A 26489-nucleotide genomic window follows, 5' to 3' on the forward strand; every position below is an offset into this window, starting at 1 on the left:
GACGATCACGAAAAAACCCAGCACGCCCAAAAGCGCCACCGCCACGCTGGGTTCGGCCGTGGCGACTGCGCTTGATCGCTGCCCCCTCCGGGAGGCCGGGGGAGCTGAACATCACCCGGGCTGCGCCAAGGCTTCGGGACCGTGCCACCGTCTCCTCACCCCGCACGAAGTGATCGCCATCACTATGTCCTGCGCAGCCGTGACGTTTCCCGACCGACGTGCGCTGGGGGAATGGGCCATGCGTGTGACGGATGTGCCTCACGTGACTTTCTTCTGCGGCCTTTTTGGCCTTCTTTGGGGTGGATGCATCTTGAGTCGTCGTACATCGCATGCGTACAGACCACTGAGCCTGAAGCGACGGGCGTGGCTGACGCTCGGTGCGGTGGTGCTGGGAGGCGGGGGTGTGGTGACCTATGCCGTCGCCGACCCATCCGCCGATCCCGGCACACAGGGCCGGGCCAAGCGGCCGGTGAAGGTCTACGACCTGACGCTGAAGAGCGCCGCGAGCGGCAAACGGGAGCTGCCGGGCACGGACACCCAGCAGTTCTCGATGCTCGGCGTCTCCTGGACGGGTGCCGCCAAGCAGCTGCACGGCACCGCTCAGGTACGCACCCGCAGCAGCGAGACCGGCGAGTGGACCGCCTGGCGGGACCTTGAGGCAGAAAACAACCCGGCGCCGGCCCCTGAGGCGGGCCCCGACGCGCGCGGTGCGTCCGAGCCGCTGTGGGTCGGCTCCTCCGACGGCGTCCAGGTCCAGGTCGTCCAGAAGGACGGCACCACCAGCTCCGCTCTGCCCAAGGGGCTCCAGGTCAACCTGGTCGACCCCGGGGTGGCGACCACCGCCGAGATGAAGGCCACCGGCAGCTCGGCCGAGTCGGCCGCGTTCGTGGCGGAGACACTCGGCGCCACCGACTCCGCCACGCCTACGGACAGCCAGTCCCCAGCGCCCGCGTCATCCGCGTCCCCTTCCACGTCGCCGTCTCCTTCGGCTTCGGCTTCGGCTTCGGCTTCGGCTTCGGCTTCGGCTTCGACGAGCGCATCCGCGAGCCCGTCGGCCTCCTCCACACCCTCGGCGCCGCCGTCCACCGTGCCCGAACCGCCGATCACCTCGCGGGCCGGTTGGGGCGCGGACGAGTCGATCAGCCCCGACGCGCCGGAATACAACGCGGACGTGAAGGCCGTGTTCGTCCACCACACCGCCGGGACCAACGATTACTCCTGCGCCGACTCGGCGTCGATCGTGCGGGGCATCTACGCATACCACGTACAGGTCAACGGCTGGAAGGACATCGGCTACAACTTCTTCGTCGACAAGTGCGGCACCGTCTTCGAGGGCCGCAAGGGCGGTATCGACCTGCCGGTGCTCGGTGCTCACACCTACGGCTGGAACCGGGAGTCCACGGGCATCTCCGTCCTCGGTGACTACACCTCCACCAGCGCCTCCAACGCCGCGCTGGCCTCCATCGCCCGCGTGGCGTCCTGGAAACTCGGCCAGTACGGCGCCGACCCCGCCGGGACCACCCAACTCACCGCGGGCGCCACCCAGAAGAATTACTTCGGCACCAGCTACACCGCGGGCAGCACGTACACCTTCCATCGGATCTCCAGCCACCGTGACGGCTACAACACCGAATGTCCCGGCGGTTCCCTCTACGCCCAGCTGCCGACCATCCGCTCCTGGGCGGCAGGCCCGGTGCAGGGCCTGAAGGCCACCTCGGTCGACGGCGCGACCCTTTCGGGCTCGACATACTACACCAAGGGCGCCGTCACCGTGAAGTGGACGGCCACCACGCCGGCCTCGCTCATCAAGAGCTTCCAACTGCTGGTCGACGGCAAGGTTGCCGCCACCACCTCCGGAACCGCCACTTCTGCCGGCGCCACCCTGGCCCTGGGCAGCCACACCGTCGCCGTGCGGGCCATACACCAGTCCGGAAAGACCGCCACCAGTGCCGCGCTGAGCGTGGTGGCGGAGACGACCGCACCGACCTTCACCACCAACCCGACGCTCTCCCTGCGCACCGGCACCGTCAACACCAGCGCCGTCCCGGTCACCCTCGGCTGGAAAGCCACCGATGACAAGGCCCTGCGTCAGGTGAACCTGCTGGCCCCGACCACGGCCACCTTCGGCCCGACCACCACCAGCTCCAGCCGCACCGCAACGTCCGGTACCGCCGCCACCTGGTCGATGCGGGCGTACGACTACGCCGGCAACTACCGCACGTCCTCCCCCGCGTACACCCCCGTGATCCTGCAGGAGAGCGCCGCCGCCAAGTACGGCAGCTGGACCACCCGCTCCTCCACCAGCTACCTCGGCGGCACGTCCTACTCCAGCGCTACCAAGAACGCCAGTCTCACCTGGACCCTCACCGGCCGCTCCGCCGCCTGGGTGGTCTCCCGCGCCTCCGGCTCCGGCCAGGCATACGTCTACGTCGACGGCACCAAGGTCGCCACAGTCGACCTGAAGTCCGCCACCACCCTGTACCGGCAGGCAATCTGGACCAAGACCTGGTCCAGCAGCGCCAAGCACACCGTCAAGATCGTCGTGGTCGCTACCAGCGGCCGACCCACCATCACCACCGACGGCCTCGTCTACATCAAATAACCCCCAGCCCCACGAGGAGAGCACAACACCGGCGCCACTCCCGTCGGCACGTGCGGCCCCACAGCAAGGCGTTGGCCCTCACGACCCGACTTCGGTCGCGAAGGCCAACGCCTTGCCCGGAGCCGGAAAACGTCCCGGCGGCATGCGCGGACGGATGAACTTGCTCCCGCAGCGGCCCTCCAAACGATCCGGCAACCCGGGCCCCGATCAGCTCCCGCTGACCGGGGTCCGGGTCGAGGTGGCGCCACTGCTGCACTACGTCGCCTCGGCGGATGGTGAACCTCGCTTCGGTGATCTTCCGTCCGAAGCACGAGGTGATCCTGGTGTACCTCGGAGTCGACCCGGATACGGTCGAGCTGGCGGAGGGCTTCTCCCGTGACATGCGCGGCATCGGTCACCTGCGGACGGGCGACCTGGAGGTGCGGATCGCCTCGGCGGCCGACTGGGAAAAGGCCGGACCACTGATCCGGCGGGCGTTCGAGGCGGCCTGACGCAAGCGGAAGGGCGGCTGGTGCATCGGTTTCCCGGTGCTCCGGCCGCCCTTTGTCGTCTGCGGTCCGCCAGCTCTGGCGCCCTTGCTCTCACGGTCACTCCTCCGGCCCGGCCAGGACGAAGTCGTCCTGGGTCAGCTCCGCTTCAAGCCTTCGTTCGGCCACGTCGGCGTAGTGCGAGGACAGCTCGACGCCGACGAACTGCCGGCCTTCGCGCAGGGCGGCGACTCCGGTGGAGCCGCTGCCGGTGAACGGGTCGAGGACAACACCGTCTTCGGGGCAGATCTGGACGAGCTGCCGCATGATCTCGACCGGCTTCTGGGCGATGTGGACCTGGTCCTTGCGGGGCCGGGAGGCGATGAAGTGGCCGGACAGGTAGAGGTCCCGGCTGTGGTCGAGACTCCCCTTGACGCCCCAGGTGATGAACTCCGACGACTGCTTGAAGCCGCCCTTCCGGGGCCTGCTGGCGGGCTTGATCCAGGGGATCGTGCCGGACCATGTCCAGCCCGCCATCTGCAGAGCGTCACTGGTCGTCGGCTCCTGGCACCAGTCGGAGAAGACCATGGCAACCGAGTGCTCTACCGCAGCCCGGTACGCCTCGGTGAGCAGGACGGTCAGCCAGCTCCGGTAGCTCCTCTGGTCACCGTTCTCGCCTGGGAAGTTCTCCAGGTCGTGCGCGGATCCAGTGGTGACGTACTTGGCTCGCGCGGTGCGGCCGGTGCGGTCGGAGCTGGTGCGTCCCCCGCTGTTGTACGGGCGGTCGGTGATGACGGCGTGGACACTGTCGTCGGGGAGGGTCTTGAGCACGGTGAGGACACCACCTCGGTGCAGTGCACATAGGCGCAACGTGCCGAACTCGCCGCCCTGGACGCGGAGGTGATGCCCGTCGCCATGCGCACCTACGGCGTACCGGTCGCGGGTCTGCTGCTGGTCCGGGCGCGGCGGCTTGCCCTCCCGGTCCGCGCGGGCCCATAGCTGGGTGAGCGAGCCCCGGGTGTCCAGGACCTTGTAGAGGTCCCCCGGGGCGCGTGCGGCACGGGGGTGGCAGGCATCGAGCCGGGCAGCCGGCGAGGGGCTGTCTCGCGCGCGGGTGCTCCCTCTGCGGACCGACGGTTCGGGCGCGAACCCTGGTGGTACTGGGCGACCGTCACCATGTACGTCAACGGCCGGGCCTGACCGGGGCAACTCCAAGTACTGGCTCGGTCGTTGACGTTCGCATGACCCGAACGGGTGACAGGCCCCCGGTACAGCCCAGCGCCACCTCCGCGAAACACCGCAGTTCGTCACCGTGGGGCCTGTCCGCCGGTGACGTCACGTACGGACGGGACAGGTAGTCGCCGGGTGTCTGGCACAGGGCGAGGACGTCCAAGGACCACGCCGGTCTCCAGCAGGTCATCCCGGCACTCCAGCGCCACGCCGTACGCCTCGGACTCCGACTCGCCCCGGCGCCGGTCGGTATGAGTCCTGGTCAGAGCCGGGCGGCGGTCGTGGGTGTACCGGTAGAGAAGGGCCGGGATGAGTTCGGGTACGTGGGCCAGGTGTTCGCCGTACGCGGCATGCCCCGACCATCCCGAGGTCATGTACCCCTGTGCTCAGGTTCTCGCGCTGTGGGAAGGCGAGACCGGTCGCACGGTTGGACTCGTCACGATGGCGCGTGTCAGAGGGGCAGCGTCATGCCGAGTTCTTGCGTGGCGGTGGAGGGGGGCGGCCTTCGGAGGTGAGGCCGCCCCGGCGTCCGGTCAGCGGGTGGCGAGGAGCTCAAGGGTGTCGATCACGCGGTTCGAGAAGCCCCACTCGTTGTCGTACCAGGCGACCACCTTGACGTGGCGGCCGTCGACGCGGGTGAGGGCCGAGTCGAAGATCGACGAGACCGGATTGCCCGTGATGTCGGACGACACGAGCGGGTCGTCCGAGTACTCGAGGATGCCGGCGAGTGGCCCCTCCGCCGCCGCGCGGTACGCCGCCAGCACGTCGTCGCGCGTCACGTCGCGGGCGACGGTCGTGTGGAGTTCGAGGATCGAGCCCACCGGAACCGGTACGCGGATCGAGTCGCCCGACAGCTTGCCGTCGAGGTTCGGCAGCACGAGGCCGATCGCCTTGGCGGCGCCCGTCGTCGTCGGCACGATGTTGACAGCGGCGGCGCGGGCGCGGCGGGCGTCGCGGTGCGGACCGTCCTGCAGGTTCTGCTCCTGCGTGTAGGCGTGCACCGTCGTCATGAAGCCGTGCTCGATACCGGCGAGCTCGTCAAGCACCGCGGCCAGCGGCGCAAGCGCGTTGGTCGTGCACGAGGCGTTCGAAATGATCGTGTGCACGGCCGGGTCGTACGCGTCGGTGTTGACCCCGAACGCGAGCGTGACATCGGCGCCGTCCGACGGCGCACTGACGAGCACCTTCTTCCCTCCCGCGTCGAGGTGCGCGCGGGCGGCCGTAGCCGACGTGAAGCGGCCGGTCGCCTCGAGCACGATGTCGACGCCGAGCTCGGCCCAGGGCAGCTGCGCCGGTTCGCGCTCGGCGAGCACCGTGATGCGACGGCCGTCGACGACGAGGGCATCCCCGTCGACGGTCACCGGGCGACCGAGCCGGCCGGCCGTCGTGTCGTAGGCGAGCAGCCGCGCGAGGGCGGCGGGCTCCGTGAGGTCGTTGACGGCGACGACCTCGAGGTCGCTGTCGCGTTCGAGCAGTGCGCGCAGCACATTGCGTCCGATGCGGCCGAATCCGTTGATGGCGATGCGAGTCATGAGTGGTGTCCCTTCGGTTCGTCACCAGGTTCGCGCGCGGCATCCGCCCGTGACGGCGGCGTGAGCGCCACGGTTCGAAAGGATCGCGCCACGTGGCGCGGGCTACTCGCCCTGCGCGAATGTACGCCGGTACTCGCTCGGCGTGGTGCCGAGGATGCGCTGGAAGTGCAGCCGCAGATTCGCACCGGTGCCCAGACCGACGTCGGCGGCGATCTGCTCGACGCTCCGCTCCGAACGCTCGAGCAACTCACGGGCCATGTCGATGCGGGCACGCATGACCCACTGCATCGGCGTGTACCCGGTGTCCTCGACGAAGCGCCGCGAGAACGTGCGCGGCGACACCGCCGCATGCCTGGCGAGCACCTCGAGGGTGAAAGGCTCGCCAAGCCGGTGCAGTGCCCACTCGCGGGTGGCGGCGAACCGCTCCCCGAGCGGCTCGGGCACGCTGCGCGGCACATACTGCGCCTGACCGCCGCTGCGGTAGGGGGCCGCGACCAGGCGCCGCGCCGCGTGGTTCGACGCGGCCACCCCGAGGTCACCGCGGAGAATGTGCAGGCACAGGTCGATGCCAGAGGCGGCGCCGGCCGACGTCAGCACGCTGCCCTCGTCGACGAACAGAACGTTCTCGTCGACCTGAACGAGCGGATGCTTCGTCGCAAGCGCCCGCGAGTAATGCCAGTGCGTCGTGGCGCGCTTGCCGTCGAGCCGGCCTGTGGCGGCGAGCGCGAAGGCGCCCGTCGAGATCGCGGCGAGCCGCGCGCCCCGATCGTGGGCGGCGATCAGCGCGTCAACGACGGCCTGCGGCGGGTCGTGGCGGTCCGGGAACCGGTAGCCGGGGATGAAGACGATGTCGGCCCACGCAAGCGCGTCGAGGCCGTGGGCGACGTGGTACGACAGGCCGTCGCCGCCGGTCACGAGACCGGGGGCCGCGCCGCACACCCGCACCTCGTACGGAATGCTCGCGCGGGTCGTGAACACCTGTGCAGGAATGCCGACATCGAGTGGCTTCGCACCCTCGAGCACGAGGACGGCGACGCGATACAGGCGGGAGACCACGGGGAACAGGATACGCGGGGGTGCGGGGGTGCGGTTTCGATACGCCGACTGTGCCGGCGACTCAACCACCGGATGGGGGCGAAGGCCCGCGAGTCCCGGGAACCGTGCCCCTGATGACCGTGAACCCACGGGTGCCGGTCCGATGAGGAAACACACGACAACACAGACCCTCTCCACACACACCTGCACAGGAGTTCGCCATGCAACGCCCCGGCAGCACGCCCGACTACTACACCTACAAGTACGGGCGCCGCGTACCGGTCTGGATACCCCCGTGCCGCGACCGCAGCAGTCATCATCCCCAATCGCCGCCGCGCCACGGCTGCACCGCCGGAACCGGAATCGGGAGCGTCCGTCCTCGCCGCGACGGACCGCCTCCTGGCCGCCCCCACCCACGAAGAGTTCACCGAGGTGTTCGAGCACACCACCGTCGGTGACGACCACCGGGCGCTCGCCCGGCTCCACCAGTTCCCGCAGAGCGCATCCTCCTGGCGCCACGACCACGGCGCCTTCCACAGCGCAGCCGAACTGAACAAGTTCGCGATCGCGCTGAGCGTGGGACGACGGAACGCTGTTCCATGCCTTCGAGCAGTACGTTCTGCACGAGGCCGCCGTACTCACCGGCCCCGGCAGCGCGCAACTCGTCGCCGTGCACCGGCCCGCCACACACAGCCCACGGTGCCGGCTCTTCCATCCGGAGCCACGAGCTGCCAGGAGCGGGGCACTGGGCCCCTCGCCTACAACCTGCAGTGGTTACTCGGAAGTTCGGCGAAGTACAAGGGTGATGAAGCCGAAGCTGTCGCGATAGCTGTGCAGCCATTGTGAGCGGTGAGTAGAGGCAACGGTGAGAACCTCGGCGCTGTCGGGATGCTCGGGATGGTCCAGCGCCCACGTCGCCAGGGACCCTGTATAGCACCACTCGAAGTCGTCGAGTTCCTGGCGTGTGCTGATGTGCCCGAAGACAGGGGTCCAACCGTGAGCGACGACCCGGTCCATGGTGGTTGCGAGGTCCGCGTACTCTCCCAGCAGCTCGCGGGCTGCGGCGGTGGGCTCGCACTCCCAATAGGCATCGCCGATCAGGACGCGGCCTCCGGGGGCGAGGTGCCTGTGGGCAGCATCAAGGGTGGGCAGGAGACCACCGAAGGCATGGGTGGCACCGACACTGAATACCGCGTCGAAGAGGCCGGGAGACGCGAACTCCGTGGCGTCCTGGTGGTGAAGTACGAGCCGTTGTTCGACTCCCAGACCGGCCGCCTCCTTCCGGGCCTTGGCCAGGAGCTGGTGCGAGTTGTCGACGCCTTCGGCAGTCACATTCGGATGGGCGGTCAGGGCCCGTAGGAGCCAAGCCGCCTCACCGCAACCGAGGTCGAGCACGCGTTCATCGCCCCGGTCCACGGTTCGATGGAGCAGTCGGCGCACCGACTCATCGTCAAGAGGGCTGTTGATGGGATGATCAGCGTGTGACAGCTGAGAGATCAGTTCGCGGTTCATGGTGCGCAGCCTGACAGCGCCGGACGCTCATCTCATCTGCTTTACCCCGCCGATGAACGAGTACCGGACAACTGCGACACCTGGTACTCAGGGTGGAATCATGTCTCACCTTGATCTTGGATCTGGGATCGCCACGTGAAATTGACACAGACCAACCGATGGAGTTGGTTGTCATTGACAAGGCCACCTGAGTGACGCCCGTGCCCATCACTCACCGTGTACGGCTCACAAAACCCGCGCCAGAACCGCAGTAGTGACGTCACTTGTCGATGATGTCCTGTCTCAAGGAGGGACTCCACCTCAGGATCGTCCAACTGCCCGGTATAGGCGGCGTCTTCCGCATCGCCCCGCCGCTGACCGTGAGCGAGGAGGAGCTGCACACCGGTGTCGCCATCCTCGCCGACTCCCTGGAGGCGGTCCTCGCCGCCGGAGCCTGAGGCGGCGAGGACGTTCCAGGTCCAGGGTCCAGGCCGCGTTCCCCGCGCCGCGCCTCCGTGACCAGCCCCCAGTGACACCCACCCTCCTCCCGCGATCCGTCCGCGAATGATTCCCGGAGTGAATTGGAAACCCCGGTAACCCGGCCCTGACCGTTGCAGGGCACGGAGCTCTGCCTATTCCCGAATCCGGAGAACTTCGCCCGGGTGTTCCGGAAACACGTGGGCTGCTCGCCCTCTGAGTAACGACAGCGAGGACAGTGTCCGACCTCCCCCTGACCGCGGGCACCTGACGACGGACACATGGCCCCGGCCAACACGGTGCCGGCGACGGTGACGGACACACTGCGGACGAAGCCCCCGGGCGGAGTGAGCAAGGCACCCCCCCTTCTCGCTCACCCGCCCGAGAACCTCGTCGGTCGTCTGCCCCGCCGCTGGACCTCCACCCCCGCTGGTGGACCATGCGCCTCGGTACCCACCCACGACCCAGCTGCCGAGCCGCGTGCAGACCCCAGGCCGGCGGCCGGCCCGTGAGCACGGGCCGGACCCCGCCGTGGCCGGGGAAAAGGGTTCCGTCGCTGTCCCGGCTGAACCGCTCGACCATCTCCGTCGTCGAATCCGGCTCGTCCAAGGCCAGTTGGCGCATCCGCGAGTTCGGGTCGTCGGCTTAGCGGAGCAGGTCGCGGCGGGAGAGGTTCGGGTGGCCGTGGGGGGCGATCGGGCGTGCGGAGGCTGCCGGTCCACCACTGCCACACCCTCAGCAACATGTCCGCAGGCGCGTCGTCGCAGGATTCCGCGAGGACGCGCCGGCGGGAACAGCACCGCGAACGTCATGGCGAGTTGAGCACGGGTCTCCCCCGGAACGCACATGCCACACCAACGAGCCCAAGGACGGGAAGCAACACCTTGTTTCCCTGCACGCCCTTGAATGGTCGGCTCGACGTGCCGGCCCGCGCCGGGTGGCCGTGGCTCAGCCGGTGCGCCCTGCGAGCCCGTCGGCCCAGGCGCGGACCACCCGGGCCGTGGTGTCGGCGTGTTCCTCCACGATCGTCCAGTGATCGCCCGGGACCTCCATGGTGTCGCACGGACCGGGCCAGGAGGCCTGCCCCGCACGCCCGGCGGGGGCGTCGCCGTGGGTGTCCGCCTCCGGCGGCCGGTCGGCGGCGCGGACCAGCAGGACGGGCACGTCCGGCGGTTCGGGGCGCCACCCCCGGAGCATCCGGGTGTAGGCGCCGAACGCGGCCAGGGCCATGTCGTCCACCGCCGTGTCGAACTCCGCTCCCATGGCCAGAGCCGCGCGGGCGGGCATGGCGAGCAGCCATGGCTCGGCCTCCCGTTCGGGGGTCACGTGGTAGGTGTCGAGGAGGATCAGGCCGGCGGGCGGAGTGCCGGTGGCCGCGAGCCGCGCGGCGACCGCGTGGGCCGGGCACCCGCCCATCGACCACCCCAGCAGGACGGGGCGGCCCCCGCCCAGCCGCTCGCGCAGGGTGGCCGTGTGCAGGTCCACCAGTGTCCGCCAGTCGCGCGGCGGCGCGTCGCCCGAGGTGACCCCCGGGTGCCGCATTTCCCACACGTCCCGGTCCTCCTCGAAGTGGCGGGCGAGCGTGGCGTACCAGGGTCTGCCGAGGGCCGGGGAGAAGCCGGGGAAGCACACCAGCGGCGGCCGGCCGGCCTCGCCCTTGGCCAGGTGGAGCGGGTCCAGGGCGTGCGCGGCGGCATCCCCGGGGCCGAAGCCGGGGACCGCCAAGGAGGCGGTCACGAGCAGGTGCATCGCCGAGACGACGTCACCCGTCGCGCACACGCGGCGGTAGAGGGAGGCGAGAGTCTGGGGAGACCGGGCCTTCGCGGGACGCGCCGGCCCGGCGGCGGCCGCCTCCCCGTGGGTCGGCGCCTCGGACAGCCCGGCGAGCAGATGCTCCGTCAGCTGCACGCTGGTGGGCAGGTCGAAGGTGAGGGTGGGGGGCAGCTCCAGACCGGTGAGCAGGCTCAGCCGGTTGCGCAGCTGCACGGCGGCCAGGGAGTCCAGGCCGAGTTCGCTGAGGGCGCGGTCGGCCGTGACGACGGCCGCGCCGGTGTGCCCGAGCACGTCGGCGACCGCCTCGCGGACCAGTGCGAGCAGAGCGGGGCCACGGTCGGCGACGGGTAGCCGCGCCAGCCGTTCGCGCCACGCGCCCGGCGTCTCGTCCGGCACCCGGCCGGTACCGGAGGCCAGTCCCCCGCCGTCACCGGGTCCCCCGCCGTCATCAGGTCCCCCGCCGTCACCGGGTTCCCCGGCCTCGGCCGACGGAGGGCCGGACGGACCGGACAGGTCCCGCAGAGGCGGCGGGAGGGGTCGTCGGGCCCGGGAGACCACCGGGTCCAGCGGCAGCGGCGCAAGGACGGGCTCGCCCGCCGCCAGGGCGGCGTCGAACAGCGCCAGGCCCTCGGCCGCGGTGATGGCTCGGACCACGCCGTCACCCGTCCGGCCGGTGCGGGCGGCCATCCCCTCGCCTCCCGCCCACGGTCCCCACACCAGCGAGAGCGCAGGCAGTCCCCGGGCCGTCCGGTGCAGCGCGAGGGCGTCGAGGAAGGCGTTCGCGGCGGCGTAGCCGGCCTGGCCGGGGTTTCCGAGCAGGCCCGCCGCCGAGGAGAAGAGCACGAACCGCGACAGGGGCAGATCCCCCGTCAGCTCGTGCAGGTGCCAGGCCGCGTCCGCCTTCGGCCGCAGGACGGCCGCGACACGCCCAGGTGTCTGGCCCTCCAGCACACCGTCGTCGAGGACCCCCGCCGCATGCACCACGGCGGTCAGGTCGGCAGAGCACGCGGCGATCACCCCGGCCAGTGCGGAGCGGTCGGCTGCGTCACAGGCGACCACGTCGACCCGGCCTCCGGCCCGCTCGATCCGCTCCCGCAGGCGCCGCGCGGCGGGCGCGTCCGGGCCGCTGCGGCTGACGAGCAGCAGCCGGCGTACCCCGTGACGCTCCACCAGATGACCGGCCAGCAGGGCGCCGAGCGCCCCCGTCCCGCCGGTGACCAGCACCGTGCCGTCCGTCTCGAACCCGGCCGCCCGGGTGGGCTCGGCGGCCGCAGGCAGGGTCAGCCGTGGCACGTGCACCCTGCCCGCGTGCACGGCGAGTTGGGGTTCGCCCGTGGCCAGGACAGCCGGCAGCCGGTGCACCGACTCCGGGTGGCCGTCGACGTCGACGAGGGTGAGGCGGCCGGGGTACTCGGACTGGGCGCTGCGCGCCAGACCCCAGACCGCGGCGGCGGCCAGGTCGGGGTCCGCGCCGGTGGCACCCCGGGTCACCAGGACCAGGCGCGTTCCCGGGGCCAGGGCGGGCAGCCGGCCGCGCAGCAGTTCCAGGGCTCGCGTGACCAGGCCGTGCGTGCCGGCCACCGGGCCCGCGGACGGGCCGGGCGGAGCCAGGGAGACGACGAGGGCGGGGGCGGCCCCACCGGCGGACCCGGCGGAGGGCACCCCGGGCATCGGTGGTGGCCCGGGGACGGACGCGCCGCCGCCCGGGGCCGTGTCCGCGGCCGACGCGGGCCGCCCGGCGCCGGACAGCGCCGCGGCCAGGCCGAGGTCGTCCGGTGAGCCCACCTCCCAGGCGGGCGGGGCCGAGCGGGCCGGGGCGGCAGACGTCCAGTGCGGCCGGTACAGCGGTTCGGGCCGCGGGATCCCGACGGCGCCGGGTACCGCGCGGGTGGTCAGTTCCGCCACCCGCAGCACCGGCCGCCCGGCCGGGTCGGTGAGGTCCGCCGCGACGGTATGGTCCCCGGTGGGGCGGAGCCGGACCCGCAGGGCGGTGACGCCCGCAGCGTGGCGGCTGACGCCCCGCCAGGCGAACGGCAGCCGGCCGGCCCCGTCGGGCTGTCCCGGATCCGCGGGGAGCAGCAGCGACGCGTGCAGGGCGGCGTCGAACAGCGCGGGATGGAGGCCGTAACGCTGCGCCTCGGCCACGGCCTCGTCGGGAAGCCGTACGTCGGCCAGCAGGTCGTCGCCCTGCCGCCACATCGCCCGCACGCAGCGGAACGCCGGGCCGTACGCGTGACCCGCCTCTGCCAGGCGCTCGTAGGCTCCGGTCAGGTCGACGGGCACCGCGTCCGGGGGCGGCCAGGACTGCTCGTCGCCGTGCGCCGGGCCGGGACCGCCGTCCGACGGTCCCAGGACCTGTCCGGCCGATCGTCGCGGGCCCGCGACGCCTGGCACCGCACCTCGCGGCGTTGTCGGAGTCGCCCAAGTACGTCCAGTACGTGGGCGATCCTCCGCCTTGCGATGTACGGCACCAGACGCCGCGGTCTGATCCGCGAGGATCGGCCGGACAGGGCCCAGACGGCCGGTGGCGTGGTGGGTCCACGCCCCGAGGGGGCCGCCGTCCCCGGGACGCGCGTGCAGGTCGACGGTCCTGCGGCCGGACGGGTCCGGCGCGCCGAGCACGACCTGCACCTCTACGCGTTCGCCGGAGCCGGGCAGGTGCAGCGGGAGCAGTAGCGTCAGCTCCTCCAGTTCCGCCAGGCCGCAAGCCGCGCCGGTGTGGAGCGCCAGGTCGGCGAGGACGGTGGCGGGCACCAGCACCCGGCCGTGCACGACGTGGTCGCGCAGCCAGGGTTGCCCGGCCTCCGAGAGGTGGCCGGTGCTCAGCAGACGGTCCGTGTCCGGGAGGCTCGTCGTCGCGGTCAGCACCGGGTGACCGGTGGCGTGCGCGGTCGTGTCGGCAGGGCCTGCCGCGGTGGCGGCGGGCTCGGCCAGCCAGTGGCGCTCGCGCTGGAAGGGGTAGGTGGGCAGGCCGATCCGCCGGGCGGGCGGGCCCGAGTGTCCCTGCCGGACCGCCTCCCAGTCGACCGGGAGGCCGTGCACGTGCAGCCGGGCGAGCGCCATCAGAAGCGTGCCGGGCTCCGGGTGGCCGGGCCTGGTCGTCGGGGTGAACACGCGGTCCCCGGGCTCCCCGACGGTGCTCAGCGCGGCCGAGGTGAGATGGGCGCCGGGACCGGCCTCCGCGAAGGCGGTCACCCCCGCTTCGTCCGCGAGGTGGCGCACGGCGTCGGCGAAGCGCACCGTCTCACGGGCGTGGCGGACCCAGTAGGCCGGTGAGCGCAGGTCGTCCCCGGTGGCCGGGCGCCCCGTGAGGGTCGAGACGACCGGGATGCGGGGCTCGTGGAAGGCGGCGCGCGACACGGCCCGGGAGAACTCCGCCAGCGCCGGTTCGACCAGCGGCGAGTGGAAGGCGTGGCCGGTCCGCAGGTGTTCGGTGCGGCGCCCGCGGTCCTCGAAGCGTGCCGCCACCGCCGCCACCGCCCGCCGCGACCCGGAGACGACGACCGACCGGGGGCCGTTCACCGCCGCGACCGCCACCGGCCCGGCCACGGCCGGGGTCCTCGCGAGTTCCGCCGTCGCCTCCTCCTCGGTGGCATCCAGGACGACCATGGCGCCGCCGGCCGGAAGGCACTGCATCAACCGGCCCCGGGCGGCGACCAGACCGACGGCGTCGTCCTCGGTGAGGATCCCGGCGGCGTGTGCCGCGGCCAGTTCCCCGACGGAGTGGCCGGCCAGGACGTCGGGCCGCACTCCCCAGGAGGCGAGCAGCCTGAACAGGGCGACCTCGAACGCGAACAGGCCGGCCTGGACGACATCGGTCCGGTCGAGGGCGTCGGTCCGGTCGAGGGCGTCGGTCCGGTCGAGGGCGTCGGTGGCCTTGCCCGGCTCGGGCCACAGGCTCTCGCGCAGCGGTCGGTCCCCCGCGCCGATGGCGTCGAACCGGCCGCACAGCGTGTCGAAGGCATCGGCGAAGACCGGGTAGGCGGCGTGCAGTTCCCGGCCGAGGCCCGGCCGTGCGGCGCCCTGGCCGGTGAAGAGCAGGGCCAGCCGTGGGCCCGTGCGGACCGGTACGGGCGCCGTCGTCCCGGCGGCGAGCCTGTCCAGTCCGCTCAGCAGGTCGGCGCGGTCGTCCGCGGGTATCGCCGCCCGGTACCGGAGCGCGGCGCGTGCGGTGGCGGCGGAGAACACCACGTCCCCGAGGGGCTGTTCGGGCCGCTCACGGAGGAACGCGGCCGTACGCCGTGCCTGGGCCCGCAGAGAGCCCGCGTCGGCGCCGGACAGCAGGAGCGGCGGGTGCGGAGCGGCCGGGGCGCCGCCGCGCTCCCCCGCGTCCCGCTCCACGACGGCCTCCTCCAGGATCACATGGGCGTTGGTGCCGCCGATGCCGAAGGCCGACACCGCGGCACGGCGCGGCTGCCCGGGGGCGGGCCGCCACGGCTGCTCCCGGGTCAGTGGCCGTACGGCGCCCGAGGACCAGTCGACCCCGGGGGACGGCTCGTCGAGGTGCAGCGTGCGCGGCAGCACGCCGTGCCGCATCGCCAGCACGGTCTTGATGACCCCGGCGACCCCGGCCGCGGCCTGGGTGTGTCCGAGGTTGGACTTGAGGGATCCAAGCCACAGGGGCCGGTCGGCCGGGCGGTCGTGCCCGTAGGCGGCGAGGAGCGCACGGGCCTCGACGGGATCGCCGAGCGGGGTGCCGGTGCCATGCGCCTCCACGGCGTCGATCTCGGCCGGGGTGAGCCCGGCGGCGGCCAGGGCGTCGCCGATCAGCCGCTCCTGGGCGGGTCCGCTGGGCGCGGTCAGGCCGTTGGACGCGCCGTCCGAGTTGACGGCGGAGCCGCGGAGCACGGCGAGCACCGGATGGTTGTTGCGCCGTGCGTCGGCGAGCCGTTCCAGCAGGACCAGTCCGACACCCTCGCCCCAGGCGGTTCCGTCGGCCGCGGCGGAGAACGGCTTGCAGCGGCCGTCCGCGGAGAGTGCGCGCAGCCTGCTGAACGCGACGAACGGCACCGGGCTGGCCATGACGGTGGCGCCACCGGCCACGGCGAGGGAGCACTGTCCCGAGCGCAGCGCCCGCGCCGCCCAGTCCATGGCCACCAGCGACGAGGAGCAGGCCGTGTCCACGGTCACCGCGGGCCCTTCCAGGCCAAGGGTGTAGGCGATGCGCCCGGAGGCCACGCTGCCGGCGGATCCCAGTGCGAGGTGGGCCTCGTACGCGTGGCCCCCTCGGTGCAGCAGACGGCCGCCGTAATCGCCGTGCATCACTCCGACAAAGACACCGGTGTCGCTGCCGCGCAGGGCGGTGGGGGCGAGGCCCGCCCGTTCCACGACCTCCCAGGCGGTCTCCAGCAGCAGCCGCTGCTGGGGGTCGGTGGCCAGCGCCTCCCGGGGGGACATACCGAAGAAGGCCGCGTCGAAGTCGGCGGCCCGGCGCAGGAACCCGCCGCGCCGGGTGACCGAGGTGCCCGGCCGGTCGGGGTCGGGGTCGTAGAGGGCGGCCAGGTCCCAGCCCCGGTCGGCGGGGAACGCGGAGGTGGCGTCCGCTCCGTCGGCGAGCAGCCGCCACAGCTCCTCCGGCGTGCGGACGTCGTCCACGGGGCCCGGGAAGCGGCAGGCCATCGCGACGACGGCCACCGGCTCGTCGGGCGGCGGGGCGTCGCGGCGGGTGCCGGACCCGGCCGGGCGGGCCGCCAAGGGCGGGGGGCCGAGCAGCGCGTCGTGCAGGAAGCCTGCCACCGCGTCCGGTGTCGGATGGTCGAAGACCAGGGTCGAGGGCAGGTCGAGGCCGGTGGCCGTCGCGAGCCGATCGCGCAGCAGCACGCCCTGGAGGGAGCCGAGTCCCAGGTCGGCGAAGGTCAGTTCGGGGTCGAGGTCGGTCCCCCGCACCTCGTCCGCCTCGGCCGTGGCGTCGAGGACGAGGCGCAGCACGGTGCGGCGCCGCTCCGGCGCGGGCAGTGCGAGCAACCTGGTACGCAGCCCGGCGCGGATGTTCGCGCCGTCGTGTGCAAGGGACTCGGCCAGCCGGGCGGCGAGAACGGTCCGTCGGATCTTGCCGGAGGAGGTGCGGGGCAGTGAGGCGCTCGGCCGGATCTCGTCCGGCACCTTGAACGCGGACAGCCGCTTGCGGCAGGCGGCCCGCAGTCCGGAGAGGTCGGTGCCCTGCGGGCCGGGGACGACGAACGCCACCGGGACCTCTCCCAGCACGTCGTGGGAGCGGCCGACGACCGCCGCGTCCGCGACTCCTGGGCAGGACAGCAGCACCTGCTCCACTTCCACCGGGTTGACGTTCTGGCCGCCGCGGATGATCAGGTCGCCCACGCGGCCGGTGACCCGCAGCCCGCCGCCCGGTGTGCGGTGGCCGAGGTCGCCGGTGCGGTACCAGCCGTCCCGCAGGACCTGCGCCGTGCTGTCGGGGCGGTTGTGGTAGCCGGTCATCAGACCGGGGCCTCGCACCCAGATCTCGCCCTCGTCGCCGTCCGCGACGGTGTCCGCGGAGACCGGGTGGGCGATCCGGACATCGACGCCGGGCAGCGGCTGCGGCACGCGGTCCGGGCCCGGCGTGCCGGGCCGGGCGAGCGCGATCTTGCCGCTGGTCTCGGTGGCGCCGTAGCCGTCCAGCAGCGGTGCGCCGAGCAACTCCTCGATCGAGGCGCGCAGTTCCGCGGGGCAGGGTGCTCCGGCGGTGACGCACACTCGCAGCCCGCCGGGGACCGGCCCGGTCCGGCGCAGTGCGCTCACCAGCAGGTGGTAGGTGGCCGGAACCCCGGCCAGCATGGTGAAGGGCTCGTCGGGCGGCTGTCGCCGCAGAGCCTCCACGATGTCCACCCCCCGGTCCAGGAGGCAGGCGTTCGCGCCGGTGGCGACCACCGCGACGACGCACAGCGAATGCGCGTAGGCGTGGTGCACCGGCAGCGGCCACAGCAGCCGGTCCCGCTCGGACATACCGAGGAGTGGTGCGTAGGCGGCAGCGGTCGACCACAGCGCCGCCCGCTGGCTCGTCACCGCGCCCTTGCGCGTGCCGGTGGTGCCGGAGGTGTAGAGGATCCACGCCGGCTCGTCCAGGCCGAGGTCGTCGCGCGGCGGTCCTGGGGCGTCGGTCCCGGCGAGTTCCTCGTACGGCACCGCGTCCGCGGGCGGCCCGGGGGGCGGTGCCACCGGGCCCACGACCACGCTCGCCCGCAGCGGGGGCCGCCCGGCCGCCATCCGCGTCAGCCGTTCGAGGAGCGGCGCCTCGGCCACGGCCGCCACCGCACCGCTGTCGCCGAGGACGTGGGCCAGTTCGTCATCGGCCGCCCCCGGGTCCAGTGGCACTCCGACGGCGCCTGCCCGCAGGACCGCCAGGCAGCTCTCCACCATTTCCACCCGGCTGGGCAGGCAGAGCAGCACCCGGTCCCCGCGGCGTACGCCCAGCCGTGCCAGATGCCCCGCGACGCGGGCCGTCCGGCGCTCCAACTGTGCCCAGGTCAGCACCCGTTGCCCGTCCCGGAAGGCGGTCCTCTCCCCCGCGCGTGCGGTGTGCGCCCTCAGCGCCTCGGCCAACGGGCGGACCAGTTCCGCGCGAACCTCCGCCATGCGCACCCCTCTTGTGCTCCCATGTCCCCCGACACCCAACGACTATAGGGTCGGCGGGGGTTGGGATCCGTCAGGCGCTCCGGGCACGGCTCGTCCCGCGGGTTCGGACGGAGGCGGCCGTGCCGGGCAGGGGGTGCTCCCCCGCTCCCGCCGCCTGGCCCCTTCGCGATGACACGACGGGGCCGGGCGGTCCGCCGGGCGGCGTGGGTCAGGCGACCGGCTGCTGCTCGGGCCCTGGAGACGGCTCAGCCGCGGCCCTGGCCGACTCCCGACGGGCAGCCACTGCACTGCCGACGAACACGGCGGCGAGGGAGGCCAGGATCAGGACGATGACGGCGGCGTGGCCCCAGCGCGCGGCGCCGCCGAGGAGGAAGCCGGAGACCCCGAAGTCCGCGTCGGAGAAAGTGGAGTTGGCCAGGCCGACGTCGCCCAGGAAGGGCAGGACAAGCAACGGCAGGAAAGTGATCATCAAACCGTTGGTCATGGCGCCCAGTACGGCGCCGCGCCGACCGCCGGTCGCGTTGCCGATGACTCCGGAGGCGGCACCGGTCATGAAGTGGGCGACGATGCCGGGAATGATGATCGTCCCGCCGATGGCGACGAGGACACCCATCCCGATCAGTCCGCCGACAAAGCTGGACAGGAAGCCGATCAGGACGGCGTTCGGGGCGAAGGGGAAGACGATCGGTACGTCCAGCGCGGGCTTGGCGCTGGGGACCAGCTTCTCCGAGATGCCCTTGAAGGCGGGGATGATCTCGGCGAGGACCACCCGGACACCGGCCAGGATGATGAACACGCCGGCGGAGAACTTACCGGCCTGCATAACCGCCCAGAGCAGATACCACTGGCCGCCGCTGAGCTTGGCCTCCACGTATCCGGCACCGGCCACCAGCGTCACGAGCAGGTAGATGACGCCCATCGACACCGCTATGACAACGGTGGTGTCCCGCAGGAAGCCGAGATTCTTGGGGATCTTCAGGTCCTCGGTGGACTTCTCGGTGTCGCCGACGAGCTTTCCGACCAGGCCGCTCGTGGCGATGCCGAAGTTTCCGGTGTGACCGAGGGCCACATTGTCCTGCTTGGTGACCTTCCGCATCCAGGGCTGCACCAGCGCGGGCGAGACGGTGGTGATCAGTCCCTGGGCGAGGGCGCCCCAGAGGACGGCCTGCCAGGTGCTGAAGCCGTTGGCGATGAGAATCACCGCGATCATCGCGGACAGGTAGAGAGCGACGTGCCCGGACATGTAGATGAACTTGAACCGGGTGAAGCGTGCCAGCAGTACGTTCACGACCATGCCGAAGAAGAAGATCAGCGCGGCCTGCGAACCGTAGTCGGTCAGCACCTTGCCGACGATCGCCTCGTTGTTCGGCACAACACCCTGCACACCGAAGGCATGCTGGAACATGTCGCCGAAGGGGGTGAGGGCGTCGGAGACGACACCCGCGCCCGCGGCCAGCACCAGGAAGCCGACAAACGCCTTGATCGTCCCCTTGAGGGTGTCGGACAGGGACTTGCGCTGGAGCACGAGTCCCAGCAGAGCGATCAGTCCGATGATGACGGATGGTTCACGGAAGATGTCGAGCAGGTTCTTCAGAACGCTGTTCATTGGGGGCAACGCCTCTCTGCGGGCACGTCTACGGGCACGACATAGCCGTGGTCGCTGTGGTTGTGAGCTGTCGGACTCGACCGGAGCCGGCCGCGCGGCCGGATGGGCCGGGACGGTGTCGGTGATCCACAGCGGGGCAGGACGTCGGCGGGAGAGTTCCGCTGCCCTGGCCCACGTCACGCGCGTACCGCCGGTCAGGAGGGCGGGCGCGTCGGCGGGGAGGGCGGGTTCGGACGTTCCTGGACGGTGGTGCCGTACGGGCGGCTTACGGGCGGCCGCGGTAAGGCTGGTAAGGGGTACGGGGCAGGAAAGACGGCGGCCGGAGCCGTCTCAGGAGTCAGAGGAGACCGTGGCGGACCGAGGCGGCCTTGACCGCTTCGCGCAACTCGTCTTTGTCGATGATGCTGTTCAGCACCACGACATCACCGAGCCCCTGTGTGGCGTCCTCCAGATCCTTGGCGACGAAGAACACATCGGCGCTGTCGGGACCGGCCGAGCTGACGTCGCAGTGCTCCACCGTGACGTCCGGGAGCTGGAGCTCACGGACTATGTCCTCGATGTTCATCCGCACCATGAAACTGCTGCCGAGTCCGGTGCTGCACATGGCCAGGAACTTCATCGGGTCTCCTCGAATCGAATGATCAGCTTGGTGACGTCGGCGGCGGAGTGTGCGTCGCGCAGTGCTTCGCGGGTCTCCGTGTCCGACAGGATGCGGGCGAGTGACGACATGGCCGCGGTGTGCGCGGCGGCGTCGACCGCCGCGAAGCAGAAGTAGAGGTCGACGGAGTGCTCCGGCCGGTCGAGCAGCGGGGCGGGCTCCGCCAGCCGGAGCATGGAGAGGGCGGTACGGACGGCGCCGCTCTCCGGCCGGGCGTGGGCCAGCGCGATGCCGTAACCGAGGTTGATGTACGTTCCGCCGGCGGCGATCGAGTCGATCATGGCCTCGACATAGCCGGGGGTGATGTCACCGGCGGCGAGGAGGGGTTCCGCGACCGAGGTCACGGCCTGACGCCAGGTCAGACTGTCACTGGAGAAACGTATCTTCTCCTCGGTCAGCAGTTCGCTGAGCATGTGCTCTCCGTACGTGCGAGGTGGGGACGGACGCCGTGCTACTCGGCGTCGGCGATGATGTCGAAGGACAGCTCGGCTGTCTCCGGCAGAAACTTCGAGGTCCCGTGGATCACGGGCTTCCGGTTGAGGTCGAACACCCGCGAGGTCGCCAGCAGCAGCGGAGAACCGACCGCCACGTCCAGCAGTTCCGCCTCCCTCCGGTCGCATGTGTGCAGACCGACGACGATCTCGTTCCGGGCGAGCAGTACATCGTGGTGCGCCCGAAGGTAGGCATAGAGGGATGTTCCGGAGAAATCCGCCGTCAGCACGTCGGGGAACCGTTCCTCCTCGACATACGACTCCGCGAGATGGTGCACCACACCATTCACCCGGCGCAGCCGCTCCAGCCGGACGACGGAGGCGGCGGGACTGAGGTCGAGGGCGGAGGCGAGCCGCGCGCCGGCCCGCGTCCGCTCCTGGGCGAGCACTTCGGAGGTGACCGTGTGCCCCTGCCGGGTCATCTGGGTGAAGAAGCCGGTGACCTCACTGACGAACCGCTCGCGGTGCTTCAGCGCGTAGCGGGGCCGGGTGACGAATGTGCCCCTGCCCTGCTCGCGGATGAGATGCCCGTCATTGACCAACTCATCGACCGCACGGCGCAGTGTGATGCGGCTCACCGCGTACTCCTCGCAGAGTGCCGCCTCCGGAGGCAGTCGGCCGCCCACCGGGAGACCGCTCACCCGGAGCAGCAGATGGTCGCGCACCTGTGCGTACTTGTGCTCGGCCACCCATGGCCTCCTCATTGAGTCTTGTGTCGTCAAGACGTCATGATGACCAGAAGCCCAGAAGACGTCAATAGGCAATTTCCACGTAACGATCCGGACGCTCCACATACTCGATCCCACCCCGGACCACCGCAGTCTTCAGCCATGGGGCAGAGGTTGGGCCATGCGTTACCTTGTTCAAAGTCATCATGACGACATGATCTATAGGGAGCTGCCGTGACCGCCGAACCCATGCCGACCACCACCGGGCCCGTCGGAGCCGCGGCACCCGTACTCGGCGCGACGGACCGCCGTGCCGTCGCGGTGGCCCGCGCCCTGGCTATGGACGCCGTCGAGTCGGCCGGTTCCGGCCACCCGGGCACGGCGATGGCGCTCGCGCCCGTCGCCCACCTGCTGTTCCAGCGGCACATCAGACACGACCCCGCGGACGCCGAGTGGGAGGGCCGCGACCGGTTCGTGCTCTCGTGCGGACACGCGAGCGTTCTGCAGTACACACAGCTCTACCTCACCGGCTACGGCCTCGGCCTGGACGACCTGCGGCACTTCCGGCGGCTGGGCTCCCTGACGCCGGGTCACCCCGAACTGGGGCACACCACGGGCGTGGAGATGACGACCGGACCGCTCGGCCAGGGCGTCGCCACCGCGGTCGGCATGGCGATGGCGCTCAAGCGGGACGAGGGTCGGCTGACCGGCAGTGGCGCCGTGGCACCCGTCGAGGTCCCCGCCCGTACGGTGTGGGTGCTCTGCTCCGACGGCGACCTCCAGGAGGGCATCTCGTACGAGGCCGGGGCGCTGGCCGGACGGCACCGCCTCGACAACCTGGTCGTCGTCTGGGACGACAACAGCATCCAGATCGAGGGCTCGACCGATCTGACGACCCGTGAGGACACCACCGCGCGGTTCGCCGCGCAGGGCTGGTTCGTACAGACCGTGGGTCTCGGAGCGGACGGTGACATCGACACCGACGCACTCGACGTCGCGCTGGCCACCGCCCGCGCGCACAGCGGCCGTCCCAGTCTGATCGCGCTGAAGTCACAGATAGCGTGGCCCGCGCCGAACGCCACCAACACGCCCGCCTCGCACGGTGCTCCGCTCGGAGCGGCCGAAGTCGCGGCGACGAAGGCCCTGTTGGGCGTCACCGAGGAGCCGTTCACGGTACCCGCGGACGTTCTCGAACACACGAGGGCCGCGCTGGGCCGGGGCGCCGAACTGCACAACGCCTGGGACAAGGCGATGGCCGAGTGGGCACTGGCACACCCCGAACTCGCCGCCGCCCGGGCCCGCGCGATCCGCCCGATCGATCCGGCCGACGCCGCCGAAGCGCTGCCGGTCTTCGAACCCGGCGCCGCGATCGCGCCCCGCGACGCCTCGGGCAAGGTCATCCAGGCGCTGGCCGGGCGGCTGCCGCGACTGTGGGGCGGCTCCGCCGACCTGGGAGACAGCAACCGTACGACCATCGGCTCCGGCGGTTCGTTCCTGCCCGCCGGAGAAGACGGCGAGCGGGAACGGGGACTCACCGGCCGCAACATCCACTGGGGTGTGCGCGAGCACGCGATGGCCGCCGCGCTGAACGGCATCGCCATCGTCGGCTACGACAGCCCGTTCGCCGGTACGTTCCTGGTGTTCAGCGACTACGAGCGGCCGTCGCTGCGGCTCGCGTCCCTCATGCGGCTCCCCGTCGTACATGTCTGGACGCACGACTCCGTGGCGCTCGGCGCCGACGGCCCCACCCACCAGCCCGTCGAGCATCTCGCCTCCCTCCGCGCCATGCCGGGCCTGTCCGTCGTCCGTCCCGCCGACGCCGCCGAGACCGCGGCCGGCTGGCTCGCCGCGCTCGGCCGCCCCGGCCCGGTCGGGCTCGTGTTGGCTCGCCAGGCGCTGCCGGTCCTGCCCACACCGGCCGACACGGTGCGCGACGGCGTGGCGCGCGGTGCGTATGTGGTCGCGGACACCGACCCTCGCGACGGCGCCGCCGATGTCGTCCTGCTCGCCAGCGGCAGTGAGGTATCGCTCGCACTCGGTGCCCGGGAGACTCTCGCCGGGCGCGGGATCGCCGCCCGGGTCGTCTCCGTACCCTGCAAGGACTGGTTCGCCGAGCAGGACGCCGCCTACCGTGACGCGGTGCTCCCGCCGTCCGTCCGCGCCCGCGTCGTCGTCGAGGCCGCGTCCGTCTTCGGCTGGCACGACCTGCTCGGTGAGGCCGGGCGCGCGGTGACCATCGACGGGTTCGGCCTCTCGGCGTCCGCCCCCGACGCGATGACGGCGATGGGCATGACCGAGGACGCCGTCGTGGCCGCCGTCCTGGAGTCCCTCGACGCGGCGGGGTCCCGCTGAGCGGCGCCCCGGGCGGCGACCCGAGGGGACCGGTCGAACGGAGCTGACCCGACCGGAGTCGGCCTCGTGTTGGTCGAGGAGGCGTCAGATTCCGGGTACGTGGCGCCGCCGGAGCGGCGGGCGATAGGCCGGGGCGAGCAGGGGGCCGGTCGAGCAGGGGGCCGGTCGATCCGCCGGCGGAGTGCGTCAATTCGTACTGCCACCTGGCACGGGCCGTGGGCGGATGCACTGCAGATTTCGTTCGTGAACGTCGCCCAGCACGTCCGTTACCTGGATTCGGATGTCGAGCGCCGACAACTGCCCAAGGGAACGGGGGCCCAGCGCGAGCAATTCCATGCCTTCACGTGTGCTGCTCGACAGCGGGACCGCCGCGCCGGAATCAAGGTGCAGGAGAAAGAAGTCCTGATCCCTATCAAGACCGAGGGATGCGAGCGCATCGACCGCCGCGTGCCAGGAAATCCAACCGGACGGGATCTCGGCCCGCTCCACGTCCTGTGGGGTCGCTCGGATCCGATAGGCCACGGAGCGGACAACGGCTCGACCGCCGCCCGCGTTTATCAGGGTGACCGTCCGCAGAGAGTCAGCCACCCCACGGCTGCCACCAGGACCGGCCGACCAGCTCAGAACAGGGTGCATGGTCTGCGACAACTGCGCACGGGCCACGATGATTCCAGTCAGCAGAGCGACGACAGCCGCGCACGCGGACGCGTCGAGCACGGTCAACCGCCACGGCCACTCCCTACGAGCGTGGTCGTCCAGATTCGCTTTGACGACTTCCCAGACAAGATCGGCAAGGGCAAGTGCGAGAAGCACCCTGGGTATCCATAAGGTCCTGCCACTTGTTGAGATCCTCCGCTGCGCCCACGTCGAATCACTCATGCGCCCCCTCCCTCGTGTCCCGCAGTCTCCAACCATGCGGCGCGCGAGGCTCCGGGAGCAATGCCACCCGGCTACACGGAGGCGTACGACCCGACCCACGACAACGACCGACGGCGCGGCGAGGACGGCGGACGTTCGACGACGCGGGCCGCGGTAACGGCCCAACCGTGTTGGAACTGCTCACGCGTCAGACCGAGTTCGACGCCGTGGGGCAGCCGGTTCCACTTCCACCGGCGGACGCCCTGGGGCTCGCCGTCCTGGTGCACCTCGCCGACCACGAGGTCGCCGCCGAATATGTCAGGGACGATCAACGCGGTGATGTCGCAGTGGCCCCAGGCCGATTGTCCTGCTATCACGCGACGCCAGTGACATCGCGAGCGCGGTGACCACATAGGTTCGCCGCATCAGGGCGGTCGCCTCGCCTTCGCCGCACAGGCGAATGGCGCTCCGGAACGCTCGCGTATGAGAAGCGTTTCACCGCTCCACGGAGGAGTCACAGGAGGCCGGCTGAGCCCTGTCGTCGGGAGAGGGCCAGCCTGCGTCGCTCTCGGTCGATTTCGGTCGACGACCGTGACCTCGTCGCCGACCTGGACGACATCCGACGGTGCTTCCACGGGCGTCCACGCAAGTTCTCGGAGGTGGACCAGACCCTCGATTCCGTCTGCGACCTGAACGAAGGCGCCGAACGGAACCAGTTTGGTGACCTGTCCATGGAGTGTCTGGCCCACCGCGTTGCGGTCGGCGAACGCCAGGAAGGGGTCCGGCCGCGTCCCTCGCAAGGACAGTCTGGCCTCCAGATTCCATGTGTCGAACGGGATGAACTCACATGAAACGCGCTGTCCGACCTGAACGACGTCCGAAGCCGCTTCGAGGCGCCGCCAGGACAGTTCGGGGATCGTAATGAACCCGACGCCGGGGAAGACCGGGTGGTCGGGGCCGTCGTCCAGCGACACGAATACGCCGAACCCCTCGATCGCTGTGACGGTGCCGGAAAGGATCTCGCCGCAGTGCAGTGATTCCAGGAACGCCCAGAGTTCCGGGTTCTCAAACGGTCCGCCCATGCCGCCCAGCCTTTCACGAGGAGCTGTGCTCCCGCCGGGAGGCGTAGTCACGCCACGGTCTTGAGCGGGCCGCCCCATCGGATCCCCTCTCACAGCGGATTGGTGCTCCGACGGTTGGCCCGCTGACTCCTCGGTTCGGGGAACTCGTCTCCGGTACGACGATTCCCTCGCCCGATTCAGCCGATACGGATCAGATGGGCCGCAGGCAGAACACCGCTTCGTCCAACCAAGCCGACCACAAACGCCCGATCCCCGGGTCGTATGAGGTGACCCCCGTGGCGTGGACGCACCTGATAATGGTTCTTGATGGTCCGGGAGGGTGTAGATCCACATGGCACGGCGCTCGAAGTACGGTCCGGAGTTCCGGTCCGACGCGATCGCGTTGTGGCGGGCTTCGGCGGGCAGGCGGACGTTCAAGGACGTCGCGGTCGATCTGAACGTGAACCCCGGGACGCTCCGCACCTGGGTGCGTGACGCCGAGGGCAGTCCGGCCGTCGACAGCGCCTCGCAGGGCGTGGAGGGCGAGCTGGCGCGGCTGCGGGCGGAGAACGCCCGGCTTCTGAAGAACGGGAAGGAAAGGCGGCCGGAGCGGGAG

General features: G+C 71.4%; 17 protein-coding genes and 1 pseudogene. 5 read left to right on the forward strand and 13 right to left on the reverse strand.

Annotation, left to right across the window (positions count from 1 at the left end; genetic code table 11):
- Positions 1-349 precede the first annotated feature (349 nt).
- Both ACIRQP_RS36795 and ACIRQP_RS36800 read left to right on the forward strand, forming a co-directional pair.
- Positions 350-2602, forward strand: a complete 2253-nt coding sequence (locus ACIRQP_RS36795; protein ID WP_403898597.1) for a peptidoglycan recognition protein — start codon at positions 350-352, stop codon at positions 2600-2602.
- A gap of 232 nt (positions 2603-2834) precedes the next feature.
- Positions 2835-3093 (forward strand): annotated as a pseudogene (locus ACIRQP_RS36800) (hypothetical protein); the annotation flags it as partial.
- A gap of 96 nt (positions 3094-3189) precedes the next feature.
- Here ACIRQP_RS36800 and ACIRQP_RS36805 read toward each other — a convergent pair.
- The 5 genes from ACIRQP_RS36805 to ACIRQP_RS36825 form a co-directional block, all read right to left on the reverse strand.
- A complete protein-coding gene (locus ACIRQP_RS36805; RefSeq protein WP_403898599.1) occupies positions 3190-3924 on the reverse strand; it encodes a DNA-methyltransferase in 735 nt (244 codons plus the stop codon).
- Between the two features lie 452 nt (positions 3925-4376).
- Complete coding sequence (locus ACIRQP_RS36810) at positions 4377-4673, reverse strand: hypothetical protein (protein ID WP_403898556.1); 297 nt, start codon at positions 4671-4673, stop codon at positions 4377-4379.
- 159 nt (positions 4674-4832) lie between these two features.
- The gene (gene gap / locus ACIRQP_RS36815) at positions 4833-5831 is read right to left on the reverse strand and encodes a type I glyceraldehyde-3-phosphate dehydrogenase (protein WP_403898559.1); all 999 of its coding nucleotides are present in this window, start codon (positions 5829-5831) and stop codon (positions 4833-4835) included.
- 102 nt (positions 5832-5933) lie between these two features.
- On the reverse strand, positions 5934-6887 hold the full coding sequence (locus tag ACIRQP_RS36820; protein ID WP_403898562.1) for a GlxA family transcriptional regulator: 954 nt from the start codon (positions 6885-6887) through the stop codon (positions 5934-5936).
- A 753-nt stretch (positions 6888-7640) separates the two neighbouring features.
- Positions 7641-8378: an SAM-dependent methyltransferase gene (locus ACIRQP_RS36825; RefSeq protein ID WP_403898564.1), complete on the reverse strand. Its 738-nt coding sequence runs from the start codon at positions 8376-8378 to the stop codon at positions 7641-7643.
- A 263-nt stretch (positions 8379-8641) separates the two neighbouring features.
- On the opposite strand from ACIRQP_RS36825, the gene ACIRQP_RS36830 reads away from it, so the two are divergent.
- Complete coding sequence (locus ACIRQP_RS36830) at positions 8642-8815, forward strand: hypothetical protein (RefSeq protein WP_403898567.1); 174 nt, start codon at positions 8642-8644, stop codon at positions 8813-8815.
- 967 nt (positions 8816-9782) lie between these two features.
- Here the strand turns inward: ACIRQP_RS36830 and ACIRQP_RS36835 are convergent.
- The 5 genes from ACIRQP_RS36835 to ACIRQP_RS36855 form a co-directional block, all read right to left on the reverse strand.
- Positions 9783-18179, reverse strand: coding sequence for a type I polyketide synthase (locus ACIRQP_RS36835; RefSeq protein ID WP_403898570.1), 8397 nt, complete (start codon positions 18177-18179; stop codon positions 9783-9785).
- 208 nt (positions 18180-18387) lie between these two features.
- Complete coding sequence (locus ACIRQP_RS36840; RefSeq protein WP_403898573.1) at positions 18388-19785, reverse strand: PTS ascorbate transporter subunit IIC; 1398 nt, start codon at positions 19783-19785, stop codon at positions 18388-18390.
- 337 nt (positions 19786-20122) lie between these two features.
- Entirely contained in the window at positions 20123-20404 is a 282-nt protein-coding gene (locus tag ACIRQP_RS36845; protein WP_403898576.1) for a PTS sugar transporter subunit IIB, read from the reverse strand.
- On the reverse strand, positions 20401-20856 hold the full coding sequence (locus ACIRQP_RS36850) for a PTS sugar transporter subunit IIA (RefSeq protein WP_403898579.1): 456 nt from the start codon (positions 20854-20856) through the stop codon (positions 20401-20403). Before ACIRQP_RS36850 ends, ACIRQP_RS36845 begins: the two co-directional genes overlap by 4 nt.
- A 38-nt stretch (positions 20857-20894) precedes the next feature.
- Positions 20895-21623: a GntR family transcriptional regulator gene (locus ACIRQP_RS36855; protein ID WP_403898582.1), complete on the reverse strand. Its 729-nt coding sequence runs from the start codon at positions 21621-21623 to the stop codon at positions 20895-20897.
- A gap of 228 nt (positions 21624-21851) precedes the next feature.
- On the opposite strand from ACIRQP_RS36855, the gene ACIRQP_RS36860 reads away from it, so the two are divergent.
- Positions 21852-23954 (forward strand): transketolase family protein, encoded by a 2103-nt coding sequence (locus tag ACIRQP_RS36860; RefSeq protein WP_403898601.1) that lies wholly within the window; start codon positions 21852-21854, stop codon positions 23952-23954.
- A gap of 186 nt (positions 23955-24140) precedes the next feature.
- On the opposite strand, the gene ACIRQP_RS36865 is transcribed toward ACIRQP_RS36860, so the two are convergent.
- The 3 genes from ACIRQP_RS36865 to ACIRQP_RS36875 form a co-directional block, all read right to left on the reverse strand.
- Complete coding sequence (locus ACIRQP_RS36865) at positions 24141-24767, reverse strand: hypothetical protein (protein ID WP_403898585.1); 627 nt, start codon at positions 24765-24767, stop codon at positions 24141-24143.
- Between the two features lie 137 nt (positions 24768-24904).
- Positions 24905-25225, reverse strand: a complete 321-nt coding sequence (locus ACIRQP_RS36870) for a hypothetical protein (protein ID WP_403898588.1) — start codon at positions 25223-25225, stop codon at positions 24905-24907.
- A 12-nt stretch (positions 25226-25237) separates the two neighbouring features.
- Positions 25238-25894, reverse strand: coding sequence for a S1 RNA-binding domain-containing protein (locus tag ACIRQP_RS36875; protein WP_403898591.1), 657 nt, complete (start codon positions 25892-25894; stop codon positions 25238-25240).
- 331 nt (positions 25895-26225) lie between these two features.
- Between ACIRQP_RS36875 and ACIRQP_RS36880 the strand changes: the two genes are divergently transcribed.
- The coding region (locus tag ACIRQP_RS36880) for a transposase (RefSeq protein ID WP_403898594.1) at positions 26226-26489 on the forward strand (264 nt) is incomplete at its 3' end.

It is taken from the genome of Streptomyces sp. NPDC102274, assembly GCF_044766385.1.
Classification (GTDB): Bacteria; Actinomycetota; Actinomycetes; order Streptomycetales; family Streptomycetaceae; genus Streptomyces.

Bases quoted from the DNA above. Each gene is read 5' to 3' on its own strand.
- ACIRQP_RS36810 (WP_403898556.1), bottom strand. From the start codon at position 4,673: ATGACCTCGGGATGGTCGGGGCATGCCGCGTACGGCGAACACCTGGCC.
- gap (WP_403898559.1), bottom strand. From the start codon at position 5,831: ATGACTCGCATCGCCATCAACGGATTCGGCCGCATCGGACGCAATGTG.
- ACIRQP_RS36825 (WP_403898564.1), bottom strand. From the start codon at position 8,378: ATGAACCGCGAACTGATCTCTCAGCTGTCACACGCTGATCATCCCATC.
- ACIRQP_RS36835 (WP_403898570.1), bottom strand. From the start codon at position 18,179: ATGGCGGAGGTTCGCGCGGAACTGGTCCGCCCGTTGGCCGAGGCGCTG.
- ACIRQP_RS36840 (WP_403898573.1), bottom strand. From the start codon at position 19,785: ATGAACAGCGTTCTGAAGAACCTGCTCGACATCTTCCGTGAACCATCC.
- ACIRQP_RS36845 (WP_403898576.1), bottom strand. From the start codon at position 20,404: ATGAAGTTCCTGGCCATGTGCAGCACCGGACTCGGCAGCAGTTTCATG.
- ACIRQP_RS36850 (WP_403898579.1), bottom strand. From the start codon at position 20,856: ATGCTCAGCGAACTGCTGACCGAGGAGAAGATACGTTTCTCCAGTGAC.
- ACIRQP_RS36860 (WP_403898601.1), top strand. From the start codon at position 21,852: ATGCCGACCACCACCGGGCCCGTCGGAGCCGCGGCACCCGTACTCGGC.
- ACIRQP_RS36870 (WP_403898588.1), bottom strand. From the start codon at position 25,225: ATGTGGTCACCGCGCTCGCGATGTCACTGGCGTCGCGTGATAGCAGGA.
- ACIRQP_RS36875 (WP_403898591.1), bottom strand. From the start codon at position 25,894: ATGGGCGGACCGTTTGAGAACCCGGAACTCTGGGCGTTCCTGGAATCA.